This is a genomic window from Treponema denticola, assembly GCF_024181405.1.
GTDB classification, from domain to species: domain Bacteria; phylum Spirochaetota; class Spirochaetia; order Treponematales; family Treponemataceae; genus Treponema_B; species Treponema_B denticola_D.
On sequence record NZ_CP051302.1, the window covers coordinates 2,535,910 to 2,557,291 of the forward strand.

General features: G+C 39.5%; 14 protein-coding genes and 2 pseudogenes. 8 read left to right on the forward strand and 8 right to left on the reverse strand.

Translation table 11 applies throughout. The features are described 5' to 3' along the window. Positions 1 to 97: 97 nt before the first annotated feature. The 5 genes from HGJ18_RS11875 to sbcD form a co-directional block, all read right to left on the reverse strand. The gene (locus tag HGJ18_RS11875) at positions 98 to 1,534 is read right to left on the reverse strand and encodes a nicotinate phosphoribosyltransferase (RefSeq protein ID WP_253696718.1); all 1,437 of its coding nucleotides are present in this window, start codon (positions 1,532 to 1,534) and stop codon (positions 98 to 100) included. A 24-nt stretch (positions 1,535 to 1,558) separates the two neighbouring features. Then, entirely contained in the window at positions 1,559 to 4,069 is a 2,511-nt protein-coding gene (locus HGJ18_RS11880; RefSeq protein ID WP_253696720.1) for a DNA translocase FtsK, read from the reverse strand. A 24-nt stretch (positions 4,070 to 4,093) separates the two neighbouring features. Further along, entirely contained in the window at positions 4,094 to 4,903 is an 810-nt protein-coding gene (gene uppP / locus HGJ18_RS11885) for an undecaprenyl-diphosphatase UppP (protein WP_253696722.1), read from the reverse strand. A gap of 79 nt (positions 4,904 to 4,982) precedes the next feature. Continuing rightward, positions 4,983 to 8,075 carry an AAA family ATPase gene (locus HGJ18_RS11890; RefSeq protein WP_253696723.1) on the reverse strand — a complete coding sequence of 1,031 codons (3,093 nt, stop codon included), beginning with the start codon at positions 8,073 to 8,075 and terminating at the stop codon, positions 4,983 to 4,985. A gap of 23 nt (positions 8,076 to 8,098) precedes the next feature. Then, positions 8,099 to 9,250 (reverse strand): exonuclease subunit SbcD, encoded by a 1,152-nt coding sequence (gene sbcD, locus HGJ18_RS11895; RefSeq protein ID WP_253696724.1) that lies wholly within the window; start codon positions 9,248 to 9,250, stop codon positions 8,099 to 8,101. 46 nt (positions 9,251 to 9,296) lie between these two features. Between sbcD and HGJ18_RS11900 the strand changes: the two genes are divergently transcribed. The 4 genes from HGJ18_RS11900 to HGJ18_RS11915 all read left to right on the forward strand — a co-directional run bounded on the left by HGJ18_RS11900 (position 9,297) and on the right by HGJ18_RS11915 (position 12,861). Next, on the forward strand, positions 9,297 to 10,895 hold the full coding sequence (locus HGJ18_RS11900; RefSeq protein ID WP_253696727.1) for a methyl-accepting chemotaxis protein: 1,599 nt from the start codon (positions 9,297 to 9,299) through the stop codon (positions 10,893 to 10,895). A gap of 64 nt (positions 10,896 to 10,959) precedes the next feature. Next, positions 10,960 to 11,319, forward strand: coding sequence for a GntR family transcriptional regulator (locus HGJ18_RS11905; protein ID WP_253696728.1), 360 nt, complete (start codon positions 10,960 to 10,962; stop codon positions 11,317 to 11,319). A gap of 17 nt (positions 11,320 to 11,336) precedes the next feature. Beyond that, positions 11,337 to 12,038 carry an ABC transporter ATP-binding protein gene (locus tag HGJ18_RS11910; RefSeq protein WP_002687566.1) on the forward strand — a complete coding sequence of 234 codons (702 nt, stop codon included), beginning with the start codon at positions 11,337 to 11,339 and terminating at the stop codon, positions 12,036 to 12,038. A gap of 1 nt (position 12,039) precedes the next feature. After that, positions 12,040 to 12,861 (forward strand): hypothetical protein, encoded by an 822-nt coding sequence (locus HGJ18_RS11915; protein ID WP_253696730.1) that lies wholly within the window; start codon positions 12,040 to 12,042, stop codon positions 12,859 to 12,861. A 23-nt stretch (positions 12,862 to 12,884) separates the two neighbouring features. On the opposite strand, the pseudogene HGJ18_RS12935 reads toward HGJ18_RS11915, so the two are convergent. Continuing rightward, a pseudogene (locus HGJ18_RS12935) lies at positions 12,885 to 13,010 on the reverse strand (Rpn family recombination-promoting nuclease/putative transposase); the annotation flags it as partial. A 3-nt stretch (positions 13,011 to 13,013) separates the two neighbouring features. After that, positions 13,014 to 13,130, reverse strand: a pseudogene (locus HGJ18_RS12900) (PD-(D/E)XK nuclease family transposase); the annotation flags it as partial. A gap of 170 nt (positions 13,131 to 13,300) precedes the next feature. On the opposite strand from HGJ18_RS12900, the gene HGJ18_RS11925 reads away from it, so the two are divergent. Further along, positions 13,301 to 13,885: a DUF3793 family protein gene (locus HGJ18_RS11925; RefSeq protein ID WP_253696732.1), complete on the forward strand. Its 585-nt coding sequence runs from the start codon at positions 13,301 to 13,303 to the stop codon at positions 13,883 to 13,885. 33 nt (positions 13,886 to 13,918) lie between these two features. After that, entirely contained in the window at positions 13,919 to 14,356 is a 438-nt protein-coding gene (locus HGJ18_RS11930) for a flavodoxin (protein WP_253696734.1), read from the forward strand. Between the two features lie 92 nt (positions 14,357 to 14,448). Here HGJ18_RS11930 and HGJ18_RS11935 read toward each other — a convergent pair whose 3' ends face one another. Next, positions 14,449 to 20,190: a FlgD immunoglobulin-like domain containing protein gene (locus tag HGJ18_RS11935; RefSeq protein WP_253696735.1), complete on the reverse strand. Its 5,742-nt coding sequence runs from the start codon at positions 20,188 to 20,190 to the stop codon at positions 14,449 to 14,451. A gap of 266 nt (positions 20,191 to 20,456) precedes the next feature. Here HGJ18_RS11935 and HGJ18_RS11940 point away from each other — a divergent pair, with 266 nt between their 5' ends. Both HGJ18_RS11940 and HGJ18_RS11945 read left to right on the forward strand, forming a co-directional pair. Then, on the forward strand, positions 20,457 to 20,639 hold the full coding sequence (locus HGJ18_RS11940; RefSeq protein WP_253696737.1) for a hypothetical protein: 183 nt from the start codon (positions 20,457 to 20,459) through the stop codon (positions 20,637 to 20,639). Between the two features lie 99 nt (positions 20,640 to 20,738). Further along, on the forward strand, positions 20,739 to 21,299 hold the full coding sequence (locus HGJ18_RS11945; protein ID WP_253696739.1) for a hypothetical protein: 561 nt from the start codon (positions 20,739 to 20,741) through the stop codon (positions 21,297 to 21,299). The last annotated feature ends 83 nt before the right edge of the window (positions 21,300 to 21,382 follow it).

A 21,382-nucleotide genomic window follows, 5' to 3' on the forward strand; every position in this document is an offset into this window, starting at 1 on the left:
AGAATTTATCTTAAATTTTAAAAACGCCTATTAGGATTAAATATCTTAATAGGCGTTTTTTATGATTAAGTATAATCAATTTTTTTTATCATCGATATCAGTTTTTAAAAACCGGTTTATTTTTTATCAGTTGCTGTTTTAAATCCCTCATCTTTTCGCTTAAAGAAACCTTGTATATGTGAGGGTTTAAAAGGCGCTTTGAAGTGTAGTCCAAACTGTCGAGCTGTTTTTCAGCATAGGCTTTGATTTCTTTAAGACTTGGAGCCTTGCCGACAGCCTTGCCGTTTTCAATACGTTTTTCTAAAAGAGCTTCAACCTTTGTCGGTGTAAAGGTAAAATTCTGATAATCGTTTGCAGGGTGATAAAAAGTCTGCTCCACACCCTCTTCAATTTTTTCCTCTTCAAGGGTCAACACATCAGCCTTAAAGGTTCCGTCGGGATTGTATAGGCGCCAAACCTGTTTACATGCAGGGTTAGTCATCTTTGCGGGATTATCCGAAAATTTCATAACAGGAGTCCATTCCGTTTCTCCTAAACTCTTGCGGGCTGCCATTTTGTATACGCCTGTAAGGGATGCCTCATTTCCGCCTGTAACCATGTGAGTACCTACTCCCCAAGAATCTATAGGAGCATTATTTTGAACAAGGGATTCTACAATTTCTTCCGTCAGTTCGTTTGAAACGGAAATCTTTGCTTTAGTACAACCTGCTTCATCAAGCCGCTTCCGCACATCCTTACTCAAATAATAAATATCGCCTGAATCAAGGCGGACACCGAAGTTTTTCCCCTTTTCTTGCAAACGCTTTCCTACCTTGATAGCGTTTACAATACCCGATCGGAGCGTATCATAAGTATCTATTAAAAATATTGAATTGTCGGGATACATGTCGGCATAGGCCTGAAAGGCATCCTCTTCGCTTTTAAAAGACATTATCCATGAGTGAGCCATTGTTCCGAGGGCAGGTATGCCGAGTTCCTTGGCAGCAAGGGAATTGCTTGTGCCGAAGGCTCCGCCTATGTAGGCAGCTCTTGTTGCACTCATAGCACCGTCATTGCCTTGAGCTCGCCGGAGGCCGAATTCCATTATAGTTCCCTTTTTTGAGGCCAGCCAAATTCGGGCTGTTTTGGTTGCTATAAGAGTTTGGAAATTTATCATGTTTAAAATGAGACCTTCCAGGAGCAAGGCTTCGACCGTATCAGCTTCAATACGGATTAAGGGTTCATTCGGAAAAACAAGAGAGCCTTCTTTCATTGCCCAAATATTACCCGAGAATTTAAAACCGGCAATATATTCTAAAAAATCTTTTTCAAATATTCCTAAAGACTTAAGCCAGTCTATATCGCTTTTTTCAAAGTGAAAATTTTGAATGGTTTTTAAGAGGGGTTCAAGGCCTGCAAAGACGGAATAGCCTCCCTTAAAAGGATTTGATCTAAAAAACATTTCAAAAACGGTTTTTGTGTTATTTCCTTTTTTCCAAAAACCTTGAGCCATTGTCAATTCATAAAAGTCTGAAAATAAAGCATTATCAATCATAAATCTTACCTCATATAATTATTTTTAAGAATGCGTAATTACTTCCCTCGGTTTTGAACCGTTGGCAGGACCGACTACTCCGCGTTCTTCCATTTCTTCTACTATTCGTGCAGCACGATTATAGCCTATTTTAAGCCGCCTTTGAATGTAAGAGGCTGAGGCTTTTCCTTCTGCCAAAACAATCTCTAAAGCTTCATCATAGAGCGGATCGCTTTCTTCTCCGAAGAGGGTTCCTTGCGAATATTCTTCATCGTCTACAAATATTTCGTCATCTATGTAATCGGGTTCTCCGAAGGTTTTTACACATTCCACGACTTGCTCTACCTCATCATCGGAAACAAAGGTTCCTTGGATTCGGGCAGGGAAGGGTTTGGTTGTACTTACGTAGAGCATGTCACCCTTTCCTAAAAGCTTTTCGGCTCCGATGTTATCGAGGATAATTTGGCTGTCTACACGGGAGGCGACCATAAAGGCTATCCTGCTTGGAATGTTTGCTTTAATTAAACCTGTAATTACATTGGTCGAGGGCCTCTGGGTTGCAAGTACCAAGTGAATACCTACGGCACGGCTCATAGCACAGAGCCTTGAAACGGTAGCTTCAAGTTCCTTTCCTGTAGTAGACATAAGGTCGGCGAATTCGTCAATTATTATTACGATGTAGGGCAGCGGTTCGGCTGCAATCTTTTCTCGTTTTATCTTTTTATTGTAGCTTTTAATATCGCGAACGCTCATGGAGTCAAGCATCGCATAGCGCCTTTCCATTTCGCAGATACAGTACTGCAAGCCTTGAAGAGCTCTTTTGGGTTCCGTAATAACGGGAGTCAATAAATGGCCGATGCCGTTATAAAGTTTAAGCTCTACTATCTTTGGGTCAACCAAGAGGAGCTTTACCTCTTCGGGGCTCTTATTATAAAGAATTGAAAGAATAATGGAGTTTACACAAACGGATTTACCTGAACCGGTAGCACCTGCTATCAAAAGATGAGGAGTCTGACAAAGGTCCAAGGTTTGAGGTTCTCCCGTTACATCTTTTCCAAGAACGATAGGTATGCCCATTTTTTCGGTTTCGGGAATTTGAGTTTCGATTAGTTCTCTAAAACCGACTATTGCCCTTGATTCGTTAGGAACTTCAATACCGACAGCTTGTTTTCCCGGAATGGGGGCGACAATTCGGACGCTTTGAGCAGCAAGGCGGAGGGCTATATTATCTTGAAGAGCTGTGATTTTACCCAGTTTTATTCCCGGAGGAGGCAAGACTTCAAACATGGTAACTACAGGACCCTTCCTTATACCTGTAATTTCAATTGCTATATTAAATTCTTCGAAGGTGTTTTTTAAGGCTATGGCGGCTTTTCTGGTTGAATCGTCAACTATCCAGTATTCGTTTCCGGGATATTTTGTTAATAGGTCATAAGGAATGTGGTAGCCCTTTTTTTTATCCTTGGAGTCTTTTTTCGGTTTTAAGGGCTGGGCTGCACTGATTTCTATATCTTCACTTAATTCTTCTGAAGGAGGTGTCTCTCCTTCATCTTTATTGTCATCATCAGCATCGATATCGCCAACATCGGTATTTTCAGAATCATCATCATTTTCAAGATCGTCGTCTTCAGCAATTTCAGGCTGTTCAAATTCAGCGTATTCAGTAAGGTCATTCTCATCGCTTTCTTCTTCTGAAGATGATAAAAATACTTCATCTTTACCGTCATCTATAGAGCTAAGTTCTTCCAAGTCCTGTTCAGTGTTCATATCTTCTATTACGACAAGAGATTCTATAAGGCTTTTTTTGGATTCTTCAGGAGCTGCGCTTCCTATGTCTACCTGTATATCTGCATCTATGTCTTTAAGAGGGGGGGCTTCTTTTGGTTCTTCTGTTCTGCTATTTAGCTGAGATTTTATAAACTGACTTCGTGTAAAGACGGCCTCCAACATAGTTTGCCTGTCGGCATCGGGGCCTGCCTTTGTATTTGATTTTAGCCAAAATTCTGTTTTTACCGTTTCATTTACTTCTCCGAAAACCATGGACGTTTCCGAAGAAGAATAGCTGTCGCCTATGATATCCTCTAATTCGTCTTTTCTTTCAGGCTGAACAGAGGCTTTTTGATGGATCTTTTCACTTAATATAAGTGTAAGGAATACCTCCATCAAGAGTAAAAGGCCTGTTGCAAGAGTTACGGCAATTTTTGTAAATTCTTGAACGGTGTTATTTTCAATTTTGGGAAGTAAAAAATAAACTAGGTGCTCTCCCATAACACAGGTTAAAAAATATACCGGCATAAATGACAATAAAAATTTTGAATGAAGAGACCAGCCGGGAATCATCAATAAAATTGAAGAATAAAGAAGAATAATAGGTATCAGCAAAGAAGAAAATTTATATGTGGAAAAAAGAACCGTGCCTATTGTTTCAAAGGGGAATATATAACCTTTAAAACCGAAAATAGGTAAGAGAACCGCCAAGGCTATGTAGATTGAGATCATAAAAATTAAAATACCCAAAGTAATTGATATGACCCTATATTTTGATTCTTCTATCAAATTTTAACTCCGAAAACGTAAAAATTATCCGGCAAAACCCCAAAAATAAATACTAAGACCGAGTCCCAGCGGAATCAGATAGAAAGCAAAGTACATAAGCTTTCCGTTTTTTATAAGTTTAAGTAAAAACCGGAGAGAAAAATAACCTACAACAAAGGCGCTTAGCATTCCGGCTATTAGGCTTATAGGGCTTACACCTGCAAGAAGATTATCGGCAGATTTGATTTCAAGTATAAATGCAGCAAGAATTGCCGGTATTGATAATAAAAAGGAAAATTCTCCGGCCTTTTCCCTATCAAGACCTGCAAAAAGAGAGGCCGAAATGGTGCTGCCCGAACGCGAAATACCGGGGATAACTCCTATGCCTTGAGCAAGGCCTGTAATAGCTGCCGTAAGGATAGTTACGTTTTTTGCCGGTTTATTGTGTTTTATCTTAGAAGATGCGATTAAAAGGAGCCCTGTTATGATAAAGAAGAGGGGTATTAGACGAATATCGATGGTTTTTACCCAATCTTTTAATAAAAGGCCTATTACTCCTGTTACTGCGGTTGCAACCATAATGGCTGTTATCATCATAAGATCGTCCTTATCTTCAGGCTTGGATTTTCTGATGATAAATCGGCCTAAAACGCAAAAAAGGCCGGCAATTCTTTTTGCAAAAACCGTACAGACAGCTGCAAGGGTTGCGACATGCAGGAGAATATCAAAGAGGATAGGAAGGTCTTCTTGTTTAAAAAAATATTCTACAATTGCCAAATGGCCTGAGCTTGAAATAGGCAGAAATTCGGCTAAGCCTTGAACCGCCCCTAAAATAATAGCTTGAAAAATCGACATAAATTTCTCCCGAAAAAGCCTTATAAACGATATAGCGGTACTATATCACAAAAAAGAGAAAATTTCCAGCAGGGAATGTTTAACCTCTTATTTTTATTGCCGAGCCGTTGGCGGTTTTTTCTATTTCGATTTTTTGGGGGATGCGGGTTTTTAGCTCGCTGACATGGGAAATTATACCGACCATGCGGTTGCCCCTTACCTCATCGAGAATGCTTATGGCGTTTTCAAGGCTTGCTTCATCGAGGCTGCCGAAGCCTTCATCAATAAACATTGAATCCAATCTTATGCCTCCGCTTCTTGTTTGAATGGAGTCGGCAAGACCGAGAGCAAGGCTTATGGAAACCATAAAGGTTTCTCCTCCCGAAAGACTGGCTGTAGGGCGGATGCCGCCCGTATAGGCATCATAAATTTCCATGTCCAATCCTGAAAGATTGTTGCCCGAAAGCTCCTTGCTCAGCTTTAAGACATAGCGTCCGCCGCTCATGCGTTCAAGGCGGGTGTTGGCATAGACGATTATTTCGCGCAAAAAGGCCGAGAGCATCCAAATATCGAATTTCAGTTTGTATTTATTGCTGCCGTTTAAACTTAAAGAAAGCTCGGTTATAAGTTGAGCTTCTTCGGCTCTTTGTTTTAATTCGTTTAAAAGGCTCTGTCGTCTTTCAAAAAGGTCTTTGAGTTTGTCGAAGGAACTTTTTATTTCTGCAAGGCGGTCTTGCTCTTCATCAAGATTTTTTTGCAAGATTATAATTTCGTCTTCAATCTTTTCGGGTTGAATAAAAGTTTTTCCTTCAATATCTTTTTCGAGGCCGGCAGCGGAATGTTCCAAGGTTATCTTTTCTTCTCTAAATTTTGTTATGGTTTCTTCAAAATCGGCGATTTTTTCTTCAAGTAAAATAGAATCTAAAAGCTCTTTTAAGGAGGAAAAGCCTTTACGCTCAAAAGAATCTTTTAAATTTTCTTCTTCTTCCAATAAAGATTTTTCCCACTTGGCCAACTGCTCCTGTCTTTGAATAAGCCCGGCCTTTACGCTTGTATGGCGGTCATTGTTTTCTTTGAGCCTTTCCTCATAACCGCTGATTTTGCGGTCGGAGGCAAAAATCATTTCAGTACAGCCCTCGATAGTGTCATCTATATTTTCTTTTTGGATATCGTAGGGGATAGACTTAAAGGCATCGTCATATTGCTTTTTCTTTTCATGGAGGATTGTGTTTAACTCGCTTTCTTTTATCTTGATATTTGTAAGAGCTTCTGTTAGAGTTTCTTTTTGGGTTTGGATAGAAGAAAGCTTTTGCTCCAAATTTATTTTTAAAGTATTTGCGGTTTGGGCTTCTTTAAAAAGAAGGGCGTCTTTTTCGGCTTCCTTTCCGGCTTGCGGAAGGAGGTCTTCTACTGTTTTTTCTGAGGGCATCTCTTTAAAAATAAAGGAAGCGTTTTTAAATTCTTCATTCAGATTGAAAAAAGACCGGTCAAGCTCCGCCAGCTGCTCCTTGTGCCAGTCTGCATCTTTATTGCGGGCTGTGAGGCTGTTGCTGAAGTTCTCCTTATCGTGATTAAACTTTTCGATGCTGCGTTCACATTTTTGTATTTTTTCGTCCAGCGAAAAAATACTTTCCGTATTTTCGACGGCGGGGGAAGGATGATGGATTGAGCCGCAGACAGGGCATGGCTCACCGTCTTTTAAGTGAACGGCAAGGGCAGAGGCTTCTGCGTTTATTTCCAAATCTCTTTTTTCTTTTTTAAGTTTTTCAAAAAGCTCTTTTTCGATTTCGATGTCCTTTAAAATTAGCTGTAAATCGTTGTAGTTTTTTTCGGCGGCCGCCTTATGGGTTGTGTAGAGCTTTGAGGCCTTTTCTTTTTTTACCGCAATATCAAAAAGTCTTTTTAGGTAAGAAAGTTTTTGGGTTGAGGTTTCAGCCATTTCCTTTCTGTTATCGAGTTCGCTGATTATTTCAAGGTATTCCGAAACTTTGTCTTTTAGTTCCTGAATGTTTTTTTCGGTTTGAGCAAGTTTTTCGGTGTTTTCTTTTTTTTGTAAAGAAAGACCTTTTTTTTCATAAGAGCGTTCTTCTATTTCTTTGTATACCTCGGCAGCCCTTTTGAGGCGGTCGAGGCTTTGTTTTAGGGCCGTATTGTTTTCTTTTTCGGTTTCGATTTCTTTTTCTTGTGCTTTAAGAGAATCCAAAACTTGGGTTACGGCATTTAAGTCTTTTATCTTTTTTTCGATGTCGGCTTTATATTCGGCTATGTTGTTTTTCAGTTTTTTTACGGAATCGGCAAGCGCTGCAAGAGAGGAGGCTCTGCGGGCTTTTTCGACAGCTTCTTCCATCAGGCCTATTTCTTGTTTATGGGCATTGAGATTTTCAAGCCTTGTTTTTATTGTTGCAAGTTCTTCTTTTTTTTCTTTGAGAACCTTTGCCTGTTCTTTTTCGGAGATTTTTTCCTCGATTTTTTTTGATATTTTGTTATAATTTTTTTTGATAAGTTCTATCTCTTTTTCAAAACTTTCTTTTTTTGAAGGATAGGAATCGGCATCGAATTCTTTGCCGAGGGCTTCAAGGGCATCTTGCGTGTTTTTTATCTTATAGGACTCTGCTTTTTCTCTTTCCTTTAGGTTTTCCATTATTTTGGTGTAGCGTGAAATCGGAAAAAGCTCTTCAAGGGTTTCTTTTTTTTGGCTTGAGTTTTCGCGTAAAAAAGCGGCGAATTCGCCTTGGGGGAGGAGGACAATACGGGCAAATTCTTTTTCGTTTAGGTTTATTATGTTCAATATTTTTTTATCCGTGTCCCGCTTATTTGTAGAGCTTAAATCTTTCCAAGTTTTGCCGTCCCATTGAGCTAGGGCCGATTCTTCAGGGCTTTCGTTTTTCTTTCCCGGGCGTAAAAAAGGGAGCCTTCTAAAAATCCTGTATTTGGCAGGTCCCATAGTAAAGATAAGCTCAACCTCGGCCGTTTCCTCTTCGGGGGCAAACTGACTGCGGAGGCTGCGGGTAATTTGGGAGCGGCTCCCTAAAGGCTTTGAATAAAAGGCATAAGAGATTGCATCGAAGATGGTTGTTTTTCCGGCACCGGTTTTTCCGCAGACCAAAAAAATAGAATCCATGAGGCTAAAATCTATTGTGTGAGTTCCTCGAAAGGGGCCTATATTGGTTAGTATTAAAATTTCAGGCTTCAAATTTATTCCTCCGGTAATGTCTCTTATGTAAACTGCTCTTTGCAAAGGCTTTTGAAAAGCTCCTGTTTTTTTGCGGAGGGCTCTTCATCTATGGCCTTTTCAAAAAGCATAAAGTTTTCGAAGATGACATCTTCGTCTTCAATATTCTTTTTTAATATATGAATTTGCTCCTCGTCTTTTAATTCGGCGGCGACAGCTTCTTGATGCAGGTTTAAAAGATATGGAAATTTTTGCTGTAAAAGGCTCATCGGGCTTTGAATGACGGCGGAACCTGTAAGATTTATTTCTAAAAAATCGTCTTTATAGGCATCGAATTTGTCGGTATTGAAAAATTCGAAAAAACTGCCCTCTAGACGGCTCATCTTCCGCAATGGGCTAATCGGAATTTTTTCGACTCTTACCGGGAAGCCTTGCGTTTTACAGTCTATATCTACGGATAGGACAACCTTTTCGGTTGAACATTCATCGAAGGCGTATGTCAGGGGGGCTCCGGAATAGTACATCCTGTCGGTAACTTTCTGCATTTTGTGTAAGTGGCCCAAGGCCGTATAGGTAAAAAAATCAAATAAGGCGGGCGAAACATACTCAGCAGTGCCTAAAAAAGCTCTTTCGGATGAGGAGCTTTCTCCATTTAGGGTAAAAATATGGGCGGCCAAAACCGAAGGCATTGAGGGGTCTACAGCTTCTTTTAAGCGGCGGGAGGCTTCTTGAGCCATCTCGGACTGAGATGTCAGCTTTAACTCCGAATTTTCTTCGGAAAATGAGCCTAAATGTAAAAAAGGCATTAAAAAAAATTGAACTTTTTCTCCATTTTGTGCTATAATGATAGGTGAGCATAATTTGCCGATGTCTGCAGCAATGTGGATATTACTCGAGCTTAAAATTTTGGAGCCGAAGGAGAGCCTTTCGGCGGAATCATGGTTTCCGGGTATGATAAACACGGCTGTATCAGGACAGTCCTTATGGACGGCGGATAAAAATGAATCGAAGAGAGCTACATATTCTGCAGGAGGAATAGAACGGTCGTAGATATCGCCTGCAATAATAAGGGCTGCATAATCGTCTTTTAAAAGAATTTTATGAATATCATCGAGCATTTTTTTCTGTCTTTCTATCTGGGGAGATTCATATAGGCTTTTCCCCAAATGCAGATCGGCGGTATGCAAAATTTTCATACTTTATAATGTATGGGTATTTAAGGATTATGTAAAGGACATTGGAATGAAAAACTACATAAAAATCGCTTTTTCTTTGTGCGGTATTGCTTTGGCGATAGGGATAGGAGGAGCGGCTTTTCTTATTGCTGCAAAACCTTCGTCGGATTTTCAACTCAAGACGGATTATCTACTTGAGTACAGGTTTTATCTTGCAAGTTTAAAGGCGGATATGTACAGGACCGCAAGCAAGGATGGGGAATTTTCGGTTCAAAATCTTAAAGCAAAAATAAAGGAAACCGTTAATTCCTTTGAAAATTTAAAAAAACTTTCAGCTGCCGACAAAAGCGATTCTAACTTAAGGTTTGCATACAATGATTATGAGAGTTCAAATGATAAACTTTTTAAAAGTATAGAGTCTTGGAGGCAGGAGTTTGAACTTACCGGAGATTCTTCGGCAAAAGCCTTTATGCCTGTTTTAAAGGAATTCGATGCCGTACAAAACAGTTTTGAAAGGCTTAGAAAAGAATATAAGGACGGATTTACAAAGCAGGAAAAAAGGTCTAAGACTCTTGCCGTCTTATTGATTGTTTTAGCCTGGGGTATAGGTGTATTTTTAACTTGGCTTGTTTCTTCGGTTATATACAAACTTTATATAGAAAGAGAAAGGGCTAAAAAAGCAAAGCTCAGGCTCCATGTCGGGCCTAAAACCGAGGTGCCAAGATCTTCGTCTGATGGGCCGGCAGATAAAATATTGTCTGTACAAAGCCCAAGTTCAAGCACTTCTTCGATAAGCGACACTTCGGTAAATGCCGCTCCGCTAAAAACTGCTTCAATAAGCTCTGCTACGATAAGCAACGCAACGGCCGAGGTACCCGAAAAAAGCCTCTTGCAGCCGGTTATGGTGCAAGGCTCTTATGCCGAAACGGCCCCTGTCCGTATCGGAGAATCACCTGTTTCTATCGAAAGTTCGCCCGTTTATCTCAAGCTTCAAAACGATTATAAAGAATTAAAAGAAATGTCTGACGAGTTAAACGGCGCCTATAATGAGCTGCAAGCAAAATATAGTGAGCTGGGTTCCTCATATAAGAAGCTGCAGGAGTCATTGAAGCAAGGCGATGAAAAGAAAGCCGAAAAATGTGAAACGGTAAAAGTATTTTTGACCGATATACAGATGGAAGCTGCCGAAGCTCAAGAAGATGCTCAGGCCGCACAAGAACTTGTCGATACCTTCCAGGGCGGGCATAAACTATTTAAATCCACTTACGAAAAAATCGTCCATATAAATCAGAGTATTGCGGATATACAGGAAATGGCGGAGGTTATAGCCGGCATTGCCGAGCAGACAAAGATGCTTAGTATGAATGCCGCCATCGAAGCAGCCCATGCCGGAGACGCCGGAAAGGGTTTTGCCGTTGTAGCCGAAGAATTGGGCCGCTTGGCCGCTGCTTCGGTTGAAAGCTCTGCCGGAATAGGAAAAACGGTAATTGAGGTGGTAAAAAATATTTCGTTTATGGCAAAAAGCAGCGAGGATCTGGATAAGGCCTTTAACGATATAAATATAAAAACAAATCAGGTTTATACAACCGTTATGAATTTTTCGGATAGAATGATTCAAACCTTCCAAAAAACAGACAATGTTTTAAAAGGCCTTGACACAGTTTAGCAATTATAGTATTATAGACAGATAGAAGAGTCGTTTTACTTAAACTTTGCGGAGGTTCTTTTTTGTGAAAGTTATATATGATCAAAATCGCCCGATATATTTACAAATAGTTGAAAAAATCAAATGTAAAATTGTCTATGGCGAGCTTAAACCGGGGGATAAAATTCCTTCAATGAGCGACATGTCCGTTGAGATGGATGTAAATCCGAATACGATATTCAGAGTATATAAGCAGCTTGAAGGTGAAGGTATAACGGAATCGAAACGCGGACTAGGCAGTTTTGTTGTAAATGAGCCCGATTTGGTAGGAAAATTGACGGAAGAGATGGCGGATCAGATTATCTTGCCGGCTATCGAAGGCTTAAAGAATCTGAAGTTTTCTGATGAACAAATAATTGAGTCTATAAAAGCAAAACTAGAATAATTTTTTTGGAGAAAAAAATGAGTACAATACTTGAAACGGAACACTTAAAAAAGACATACTTGGGGAAAAAAACTGCTCTTTATGATGTCAGTCTCAAGGTAGAAAGCGGAAGAATCTACGGCCTTTTGGGGCCGAACGGTTCGGGAAAAACAACCTTTTTAAAAATAATTGCCGGACTTATAAAACCGACTGCCGGCAATTTTAAGGTATGCGGAAAAGAATTCGGCATAGATACAAAAAAGATTGTAGCCTTTTTGCCGGATAAAAATGTCGTATATCCTTGGATGACTTCGGAAGATGCCATTAATTTTTATGCCGATTTTTTTGAAGATTTTGATAAGAACAAGGCCTTGGAAATGCTTAAATTTATGAAGCTGGAGCCAAAACAGACCGTAAAAACTATGTCGAAAGGTATGATCGAAAAACTTAATTTAAGCCTTACCTTTTCGAGGGCTTCAAAGCTGTATATTTTGGATGAACCGCTGGGCGGCACAGACCCTGTAGCCAGAGAGCAGATTATTAAAACTATAATCAAAACATGGACTGAAGAAAGTGCAATCCTAATAACAACTCATCTGGTTTCGGATATAGAACATGTATTTAATGACGTAGCCTTTTTAAAAGAAGGCGAGATTGTTTTGGAAGGCGATGCGGAAGATTTGCGTACTACAAGAGGCAAATCTATTTATCAAATCTATCTTGATGTTTTTGGAGCATAAAATGGGAAGAATTTTTAAATATGAAATAAGGCGAAGGCTGAATACTATTTTGATTTTAAGCGGAACTATGATTGTATTGTCGATCGGCTCAATGGTTCTATTAGGTATTTTTAAGACGCCTTTCAGTTCAATGGGAACGACGGGAAACCTGTGGCTGGGTTTAACTTTTTTTGCCCTTGCCTTTATACCCCTTGTAATGTTTTTTACATGCAGCAACGGGCATATAGATGAACTTTTGTACAAGGACACCAACTACCTTATGCTTACCATCCCTATAAGAAGCGAAGCTATACTGGGAGGCCGAATTCTCGCAGGTTTTGTGGAATATTTAATATACTCTTTGATTGCATGTATATTTTTTATAGTAATAGGAGCCCAGCAAGCTGTTTTTTATGGACAGGCCGGACAAACTCTTATATCTGTTTTGGGGGATGTATTCTATCAGATATTTGTTCAGAATTTCCTTCCCTTTCTTTACGGCGTTTTATTATTGGTTTCAGCATTTTTACTTGTAGGAACGGCTTTTATGTTTGTTAAGGCTTTAACCCGTTCTTTTATAAGAAAAAAGATGGCAGCTCAAATTATTGCAGTAATTCTTTTTATTTTAATTTTTGAACGAATAATAGCCTTAGGAACTTATTTAAGTACAAGATGGGATCTTGTGCAGTATATAGACCTAAGACTTATGTCTTCCCAGTATTATAACTTTGTAAATATTCAGCCGCTGCCGGTTCATTTGGTTACAATAATTATGACAATGCTTATTTCAGCCGGTTTTTTTGCGGCTACAAGTTGGTTATTCGATAAAAAGGTTGAGCTGTAATTTAATTGCGGCAAAGGAGATCCTTATAGGGCTTCTATTTCTTCAACAGGAAGCCCTGTTCCTTCGGCTATTTTATTGATATCAAAGCCAAACTGCTTAAAAGCCTTAGCCGTTTCAAGAGCTTTTTGATGGGCCCCTTTATCAAGACCTCGCGGAATGTCTAAGACACATTCCAATAAATCCTGTAGTACATCTTTGTTTTCTTCAACTCCGAATACGCGCTTAAAAGCGTAGTCATTGCGGAGGGTTATTTTAAATAGTTGCTTCATTTTTCAACTCTCATAATTTTTTTAAAAAGAGAAAAAATTTTCCCCTTTTCATAATTATTATAGAAATTGCTTGTAACAAATAGTAAAATTTAAAATATTAAGTCTATAATTTGATAAATATTCAGTAAGCAATAGTTGACATTATTTAAAATCTGTGCTTAAATAGGTTTATGTTGAGTATTGCTAACATCGAATATAATTTAGCTTATTCTTGTGCTCCTTGTTTGGCAGGGATTAAACCTTCGAATTTGATTTCAGTATCGGCAGAGGATTTTAAGCAATTTTTTTTGCTTGATAAGGATTTGCTTGAAGCTAAGGGTTTCTACTTAAAAGTGTTGTGTGCCTGTGAACGGGGCGTGCAGATTCTTTTATATAAAAAAGATTCTCTTGAGACTTTGATTAAAGATGAAAGGGTACAAGCTGCTTTATTAATGTTCGGGTATGAGCCGGGGATGAGTTTGGAAGATATGCTAAATCTTTTGGCATCCAGAATGCACAGCTCGCAGGCAGACAGGCATTGTAAGAGATGCTGTTCTTTTCCGCATGAGATAGGGCTTTTTTTGGGTTATCCCGTATACGATGTTTTGGAATATTACAGACGGAATGGAGAAGGCTGTATTTTTTCGGGCTATTGGAAGGTTTATTCAGACGCCGAAAAGGCAGCCGAAATTTTTAACCGATATAATGAATGCAAAAAGCATTTTGCTTTGCAGATAGAAAAGGGCTTAAGACTTTACGATTTGTTAAGTGCTTAATCTTTAATTAATTTTTAACCATTGGAGGTTTTTATGGCAAAAATTGCTGTTATTTATTGGAGCGGAACGGGAAATACTCAGTCTATGGCTGAATCCGTTCTTGAAGGTTTAAAAGCCGGCGGAGCAGAGGCTTCTATTTTTACCGTTTCGGAATTCGGCTCGAAGAACATTGATGATTATGACAAGATTGCATTCGGATGCCCCGCAATGGGAGCCGAAGAGCTTGAGCCGGATGAATTTGAGCCCTTCTTTGCTTCTATTGAAGGAAAACTGTCCGGCAAAAAAATTGCCTTGTTCGGTTCGTATGAATGGGCCGGTGAAGGTTCGGGCGGAGAATGGATGAGAAACTGGGAAGCAAGATCTAAGGATAAGGGTGCCGACTTATTTGAAGAAGGCTTGATTATCTACGATGCTCCCACCGCTGCAGGAAAAGAAAAGTGTAAAGAATTCGGTGAAAGATTTGCAAAATAAATCCTGTTTGTTTTTATAATTAAAAAAGTTTAAAAATTGATTTTTAGGGCCTAAAGAACGGCAGCCTAGCCTGCCGTTCTTTAGGCCCTTTTTTATTTAATAATCAGAATTTTTCTCACTTCATCTATATCGGGCCCTGCGATTCTTACAAAATACATACCGCTTGCGACGGGATTTCCTCCATTGTTTCTTCCGTCCCACAGATAAAAGTGGTCGCCTGCATTATGGTGAGAACGGGTCAAAGTGCGTACTATGTTGCCGTCCAAGGTCATAATCTGAATTGTAAGCATACCCGATTTTTTTAGGTGCGCAGCTATTGTGGCAGACTGCCCCTTGTGAGGATTTACAACATTTTCAAAGATTGACACTCCGCCCTTTTGTATCTGTACCCCTACAATTTTAAAATTCCAGACATCGAAGGAAAGGATGTCGTTTTCGGTTTTGTCTTTTAAGCGAACACAGGGGAGCCAACCGTTATAGACGTACATAAATTGCCCTGTCTTACCTTCTTTTAAGAAAGGATCGGTTGACGGAATAATGAAGTTCAGCAGACCCCCTGCCGGAGTGCCGGTATATTCTGTTGCTGTTTCCGTTAAAACGGCTGCAAAAGCAGATAGGTTTCCTGGGGTTGGAGGATTAGGCGGCTGTATCATAGCAATTGGGTACCAGAATTTATTATCAGAACTCAACGTATTTACTGAAAAAAAGTACAGCTTAAAGTTGTCTGATGTTACTGTTCTTTCTGTCGGTATTGTGATATCCAGAGTCGGTAAGGCTTTGTCGTCGTGATCAGCGTCAAACCTGCGGAGTACTATGGAATTAAAAGCTTTTTGCGGTTTTACTATATTGATTCCGATATCGGAGATGTGGGGTTTGGTTTTACTTGTACCAAAATAATTTAAAACTACCTGATAGGAAGAATTAATAATATCATCAGGATTAAATTTTTGAGTTCCATCAAGTTGAATCTTCCATAAAGAATGTCCGAAAGGTATATATGAACTTGGTTCCTTGTGGACTGTTTGTAGATCAGATGTATAAGTTGTTACGCCGTCTGTAATTTGTAAGGTATGGCTTAAAGCTTTTAAACTATGAAATTCTTCTGTAGATAAGCTGTCGTTATCAAACAAAAGATAGATATGCTTATCGTTGGGTTTTGCAAAGGAATTTACTATACTCAAGTTCGGCTTTAAAAATACCCAGCCGTTTTTACTAACTGTTTTGTTGCTATCATCTTTGCTGTCTTTTACAACATAATATTTACCTTCCGGCCGAATTTTTACATTGCCTGTATATATCGTTAGATAATTTCCTTTTGCGATACCTAAAGTTAAACCGTGGCTGTCGGTTAGATGAATTTCGGCACTATTATTAGAGCCGTTTATTGTTAATGGCGTTCCGCTTGCTCCGGAGAGAATTAAATCTCCTGCGATATAAATTTTTTTCTCAATTGTGAGGGTTTTACCTGCTGCATTTTCAAGTTTAAGGTTATGGAATTTTGTATCTTGTATGCTGCTTTCATCTTTACCTGTGATTGTGATATTATTGGTATTATCTAATGTTACTGTATAGCCTGTTGTATCGGAAGTTGTTGCATTGAATTTTCCAAGATTTTTAAATTTGGAGTTAATCTTCATATCGGAGTTTAAATTTACTTCAGCATTTGACTGTACGGTAAATTCCTTTGCTTCAATGGTATCAGGAGTTGATCCGATTTTTAATTTACCTTTTTCCATTTCCAGCTTATTGTATGGGCCTTTCCAGATATTTATGTTTTCTTCCGATTGTAAGTCATTATAGTATACAACTGTGGTTGTATTGGCATCCATATCCAAATGGATTTTATTATCGGGATTTGAGGCTTCAAACCAGGTCTTTTGTGCAGGAGTACCTTTGAGTTTAAGGGTGCCTTTGGAGGTAAGTTTTGTTGTGTTGCTGCCTGTTATACCTTTAAATATGACGGAGCCGCCCAGGTCAAGGGTACCATTGCCGCGTATATCCACCTCATTTGCCCGATATGTTCCGGTACCGAGTACGGGCAGTTTGTTACCCGTTGCAACATTGCGTATGGTAACGTATTCAGTACCCTGAGGAGCTGCTGAAGGCCGCGGCCGCCAGTTTCCGGTATTATTCCAATCGGTATTAGTTTCTCCCGTCCATGCAAGTTTATCAAGATTCGTAAAAATCCAGTTTTTAGGATGCCCGGCCATTAAAAGAGGAAGTATATCTTCAAAATTTCCCGTAGGAGCACTTTCGCTCGCCGTACAGGTATAGGTATTTGAATCCAAAGATGCTATAGGAAGATTTGTAGCAATACCCAGCCATTTACAATTGTTAGGTTCGGAAGGGTTTTTATTAGCATTGATATAAATAGTACCACTGTGATTGGGATTAGGTGTTCCGGGTGGGTTTTCAATAGGGTTTGTTCCAGAAAGGTTAAGCACATTGTTTGGAGCAGAACCTCTGAGAGTTAATTTTCCGTATACCGAGATGTTATTCTTAAATTTGATTTGCTTTCCGCCCGCATTTATACAGATGAGGTTGTAAAATTTGGTAGCTGCTGCAGTATTGCTGCCTGTAATATCGTGATTTCCATCATTCGTCAGAGTTACCGTATATCCCGGCGGACTACCCGTGTTTGTTGCGTCAAAGGTTCCTCTGTTAGTAAAATTGTTCTGAATCGTAATATCCGAGCCGAGCTTTACGCTTGCATTGGCATTTATTACAAGACTCTTTATTTTTGAATCGGATGATTGTGTAGAAAGAGTCTGTGTTCCCGTTCCGTTAAATGTGAGATTTCCTCTGTTTTGAATAAATTTTGAGACGGTAAAATTGCCGGCAACAAATATATCTCCGCGGTCAGACTGCAATCCGCTCAAGCCTTGTACTTCTATTGTTTTTGCCGTAATTCGAGCATTATTATCCCAATTACCCGTTACCGTTATATCCGCCGCTTTGATATTGCGGCTTGTTGAATTCATTGTTGTCAATAGGTTTGTAGTAAATTTAAGGTTATTAGTGCTTCCGTCTATATCGCTCTTATAAGTTTGAGAAGCTGTTCCCGTATCTATTTCAAATATTGTAGGCGGTGTAGTATGAGTAACTTTAAATATTCCTTCAACGGTAAGAGGGGCTCCTCCCGTTACTAATTTATCCCTATTTTGGACTTGCAATTTATAATAAGTTCCGCCCCAGATATTGGCAGTTGAATTATCATAGTATACAACAGTTGAAGTGCTTTGAAGAGTAATTTTATCGGTAGGAGAGGCGGCTGCAAACCAATTTTTTTGGTCAGCCGTACCTTTTAGTTTTAACGTTCCATGAACGGCAAGCGGACTCCTTCCAGAGTTATCACTTATAACAAATCCGGCAAGGTCAAGCGTTGCCGGGGCAGCTATTGTAATTCTATTTGCTTCAGCATTGCCTGTAAGTATGGGGTAGTGGTGAGCGGGTCCCTCTTTTTGAGGAATGGTTACATCCGTATTTTTGCCCGGAATCACATAGGGGTTCCAGTTTCTATGGTCGGCCCAAACATTAGAGTTTTTTCCCGTCCAGCTTACAGCTCCGTTATAATTTGTAAAAATCCAGTTTTCGGGTTTCCCTGCTTGAATATCGGTATCGTAACCGACTGGTATGCTGTTTTCTGCTGTATAGGTACCGCCTGTAATTGGAATATTGGTTTTGACTTTGAGATATTGACCTCCTGTTTGATTACCTGTAAGTACAATTTCAGGGCTTTCAGAGCCTGTACTTGAACCGCCGTTAACTGTAAGAACACCCGTACTTATTCCTGTAAGGGTTAAATTCCCCAATACCGAGATTTTTTTGTCTATAACAAGCTTTTTTCCGCCCGCACCTGAAAGCCTTAGATTGTGGAATTTTGTATTGATTGCAGTGCCGGTGCCTGTAATAGTTACGGTTCCGTTTGCAGGAGGGTCAAGTTTAACTGTTTTTGTTTGTGCATCAAAGGTTCCGGTGTTTTCAAATTTGCCGATTATTGTAATATCCGAATTGAGTTTAAGATTTCCATTATTTTCCAAATTTTGTATTTGAGAAGCCGGTCCGATCTGTAAGGTTTGCGGAGTACTCCCGCCAAACACAAGTGTAGAGTCGGCTGCCATTTGTGTGAATGTTCCGGCTGTTACATTACCCTTTGCCGTTATATTACCTGTTCCGGAATGCTGCCAAGGTCCTGCGACATCAATATTTCCTTGGCCGGTGACGCTGCCGTTTGTATTTAAATCTCCGGTTAAAATGATATTACCGTTCAACGTAAGGGTCGACGATGCATGAGAGGTCATGGTTCCCGCAGTAACAGCCCGCGTACTTGCGGACAGCCCCCAAAAGCCGATGCTGTTACTCCCTGCATTCACAGCCGCCCTAAAATTTACCGAATTTACCGTATGGAACTCCGTACCTGTATTTATAGTTACAGCTCCTTTATATGTTTGCTTATACGCACTGATTTTGACCGGAGGAGTCAGAGGAACAGAGGACAGAGAGCCGTCTATTGTTATGCTTCCGCTACCCGTTTGTTCAATAATACCGTTGTTGCCGGTCAAAGTTATGTTGTTTCCTATATTTACATTATTTACATTTCCGGTGTCGGAAAGGGTAATTTTTTGGGAGCCGCTTACCGTGTTCTTAAAAGTAAGCGCTGTCGATGTACTAAATTCCGTGTCCGCGTTTATCGTTACGGTACCCGTATAGATTTGCGTCGCAGCTGTTATTGAAGACGCATTTCCTCCTATGTTTACAGCTCCTGTTCCCGTTTGTTCGAATTTGGAAGCAGTTCCGGTTAGGTTTATATTCTTTTGTATGTTGACCGTGCCGTTACTCGGAACAATAATGCTTCCCGTTCCGCTGACGGTTCCGGCCGAGCCGAAGGTAAGAGATGTAGATGCATTAAACGTTGTATTTGCGTTTACCGTTACGGTTCCGTTGTAAGTTTGCGTTGCTGCGGTAATCGTTGCGGCAGTGCTTACGGTTGCCGCTTGGTTCACTTCAATTTTTACGGCAGAGACAGTTGCGGTATTTACAGTCAAATTATTTGCTTTTAAATCCCCGCTCAAATTAACGGTTCCGTTTACCTTTAGGCTCGACGCTCCCGTCGCATCCACCGTTCCGGCGGTAACTCCCTGCATATTCACCGCCCCGCCGCCGATAAAGGACAGATTTTGCGCCCCCGCGTTCACGTTCGCTGTAAAAGTTACGGAAGTTTCCGCATCAAAGGTGACATCCTTTTGTACAGTTACGGCTCCCTTATAGGTTTGCGTTTTAACTTTTATTGTTACCGGATTATTATTCCCTATCGACATCGTTTTATCTACCGTAAGAGAGTCGGCGTTAATGTTTCCCGTTACTTTAAAATTTTGATATGGCCCCGGAAAAATATTGTTAGGGTAACCGCCGTAATACCAAATAGTGGAATCCGGTTGCAAGGTTATTTGTGAGTTGTTGAACAATGCTATTTGAGCCGGAGTACCGGAAAGTTCCAGCGTTCCCTTTTTATTTACGGTTACGGTTACCGCCCCGAGCAAAGTGTAATGGGCTAACTGCAATCCTGCAGCGTCTGTTTCCGACCCTACTTCAATCTGCGCCGGCCCCGCAAAGGTAATATTTTCGGTTAAATAACAATGTCCGGCGGAAAGAATTTTATATTTACCGGCCGGAAAGGCAGCGGGTGTTGTGCCGGCGGGAAGGTTCGGGCTCCAGTTTGACGGATTTTTAAAATTACCGTGTCCACCCGTCCACGTATAAATTTGAGCCGAGGCGAGTATTCCCGCGGCAAAGAGAAAAATCAATATAAATAAAGTTTTTTGTATTTTCTTCATAACATTCTAATTATACATCTTTTTTTGTGAAAAATCCAGTCGACTATGGAGAAATTTGAGAAGTTCGATGTTTAACCGCAAAGGGCGCTAAGACCGCGAAGATGATATGTTTTTAATATGTTTAATTATAAAAAAATATCTAAAATTATTAGGTTAATGGCTTGAAAAAGATGATTTTTTGGGGTATCTTTATGAGGTCATGTTTAATATATGTTAGATTGACGCTACGCGCAATAAGATTAAATCTTTATTGAAAAGGAGTATATATGGATACAGATGTGTATGTTTTCTGTAAAACTTGTAATGAAATTACAGAAGGTGTTGGTAGTGGCGATCCTCGTGATTCCATAACGTGTAACTGTTGTAAGACAATGATTACATCTAATGTAGTTGGTAACTTCAAACCACTTGGAACTAAAAAAGAACTTAGGCTTTATTGGCCTGAATAACTGATTTGAGCTCTGTTGTTATAACATTGTAATGAAGTTGTTTTACAGAGCTCTTTGTTTTTTGCTTATTTATTAAGTTTTGTATTACAGGGAATATATATGTCTATTCAAAAAGAATATGAGTACGAATTGGTTGATAAAGGAAGAATTCTTACAAAATGTTTAATTAGAATAATCGAGGAAGATAATAAGCCAATAGTTGTTCTATGTGTTCAAAAAAAAGTTTCGAAAGGTACTACTATAACAAATACAATTGATCTAATTGCAAAAGAAGTTTTTTACCAACTGAAAACTGAAAATGGGAGTATATCGTCTGAGTTTACTAAATACTTAACAGAATATCCTCTTTCAAAAAAATTGAAATACATTGGAGATTGTATAAAAAATAGTTCAAATTGGACAGCGTTTATATTTCACCGATTAGGAGAGTTCTTTTCTATAAAAGAACTTAAGGAAAAACGAAATAAAAAAATTAATAATATAATTTGGGTTGAATATTATCCTGCAGATACTTACTTTTTTACTTATGACAAATATGCGGTAATTACATTTAATAATGAATACTGGTCTCCAGAATGGAATCATATAAGTGAAGATGATCTTGTGAATTATACAGGTTATCCCATTGATCTATTTAAAATACAAAATCAAGAATCCTAACACCCGCTTCAACCTGACATTGCGAACAAGTCGCAAATGCAGGTTAGGCGAAAGTTATACCTACAATGCATTGTGGCAGGATA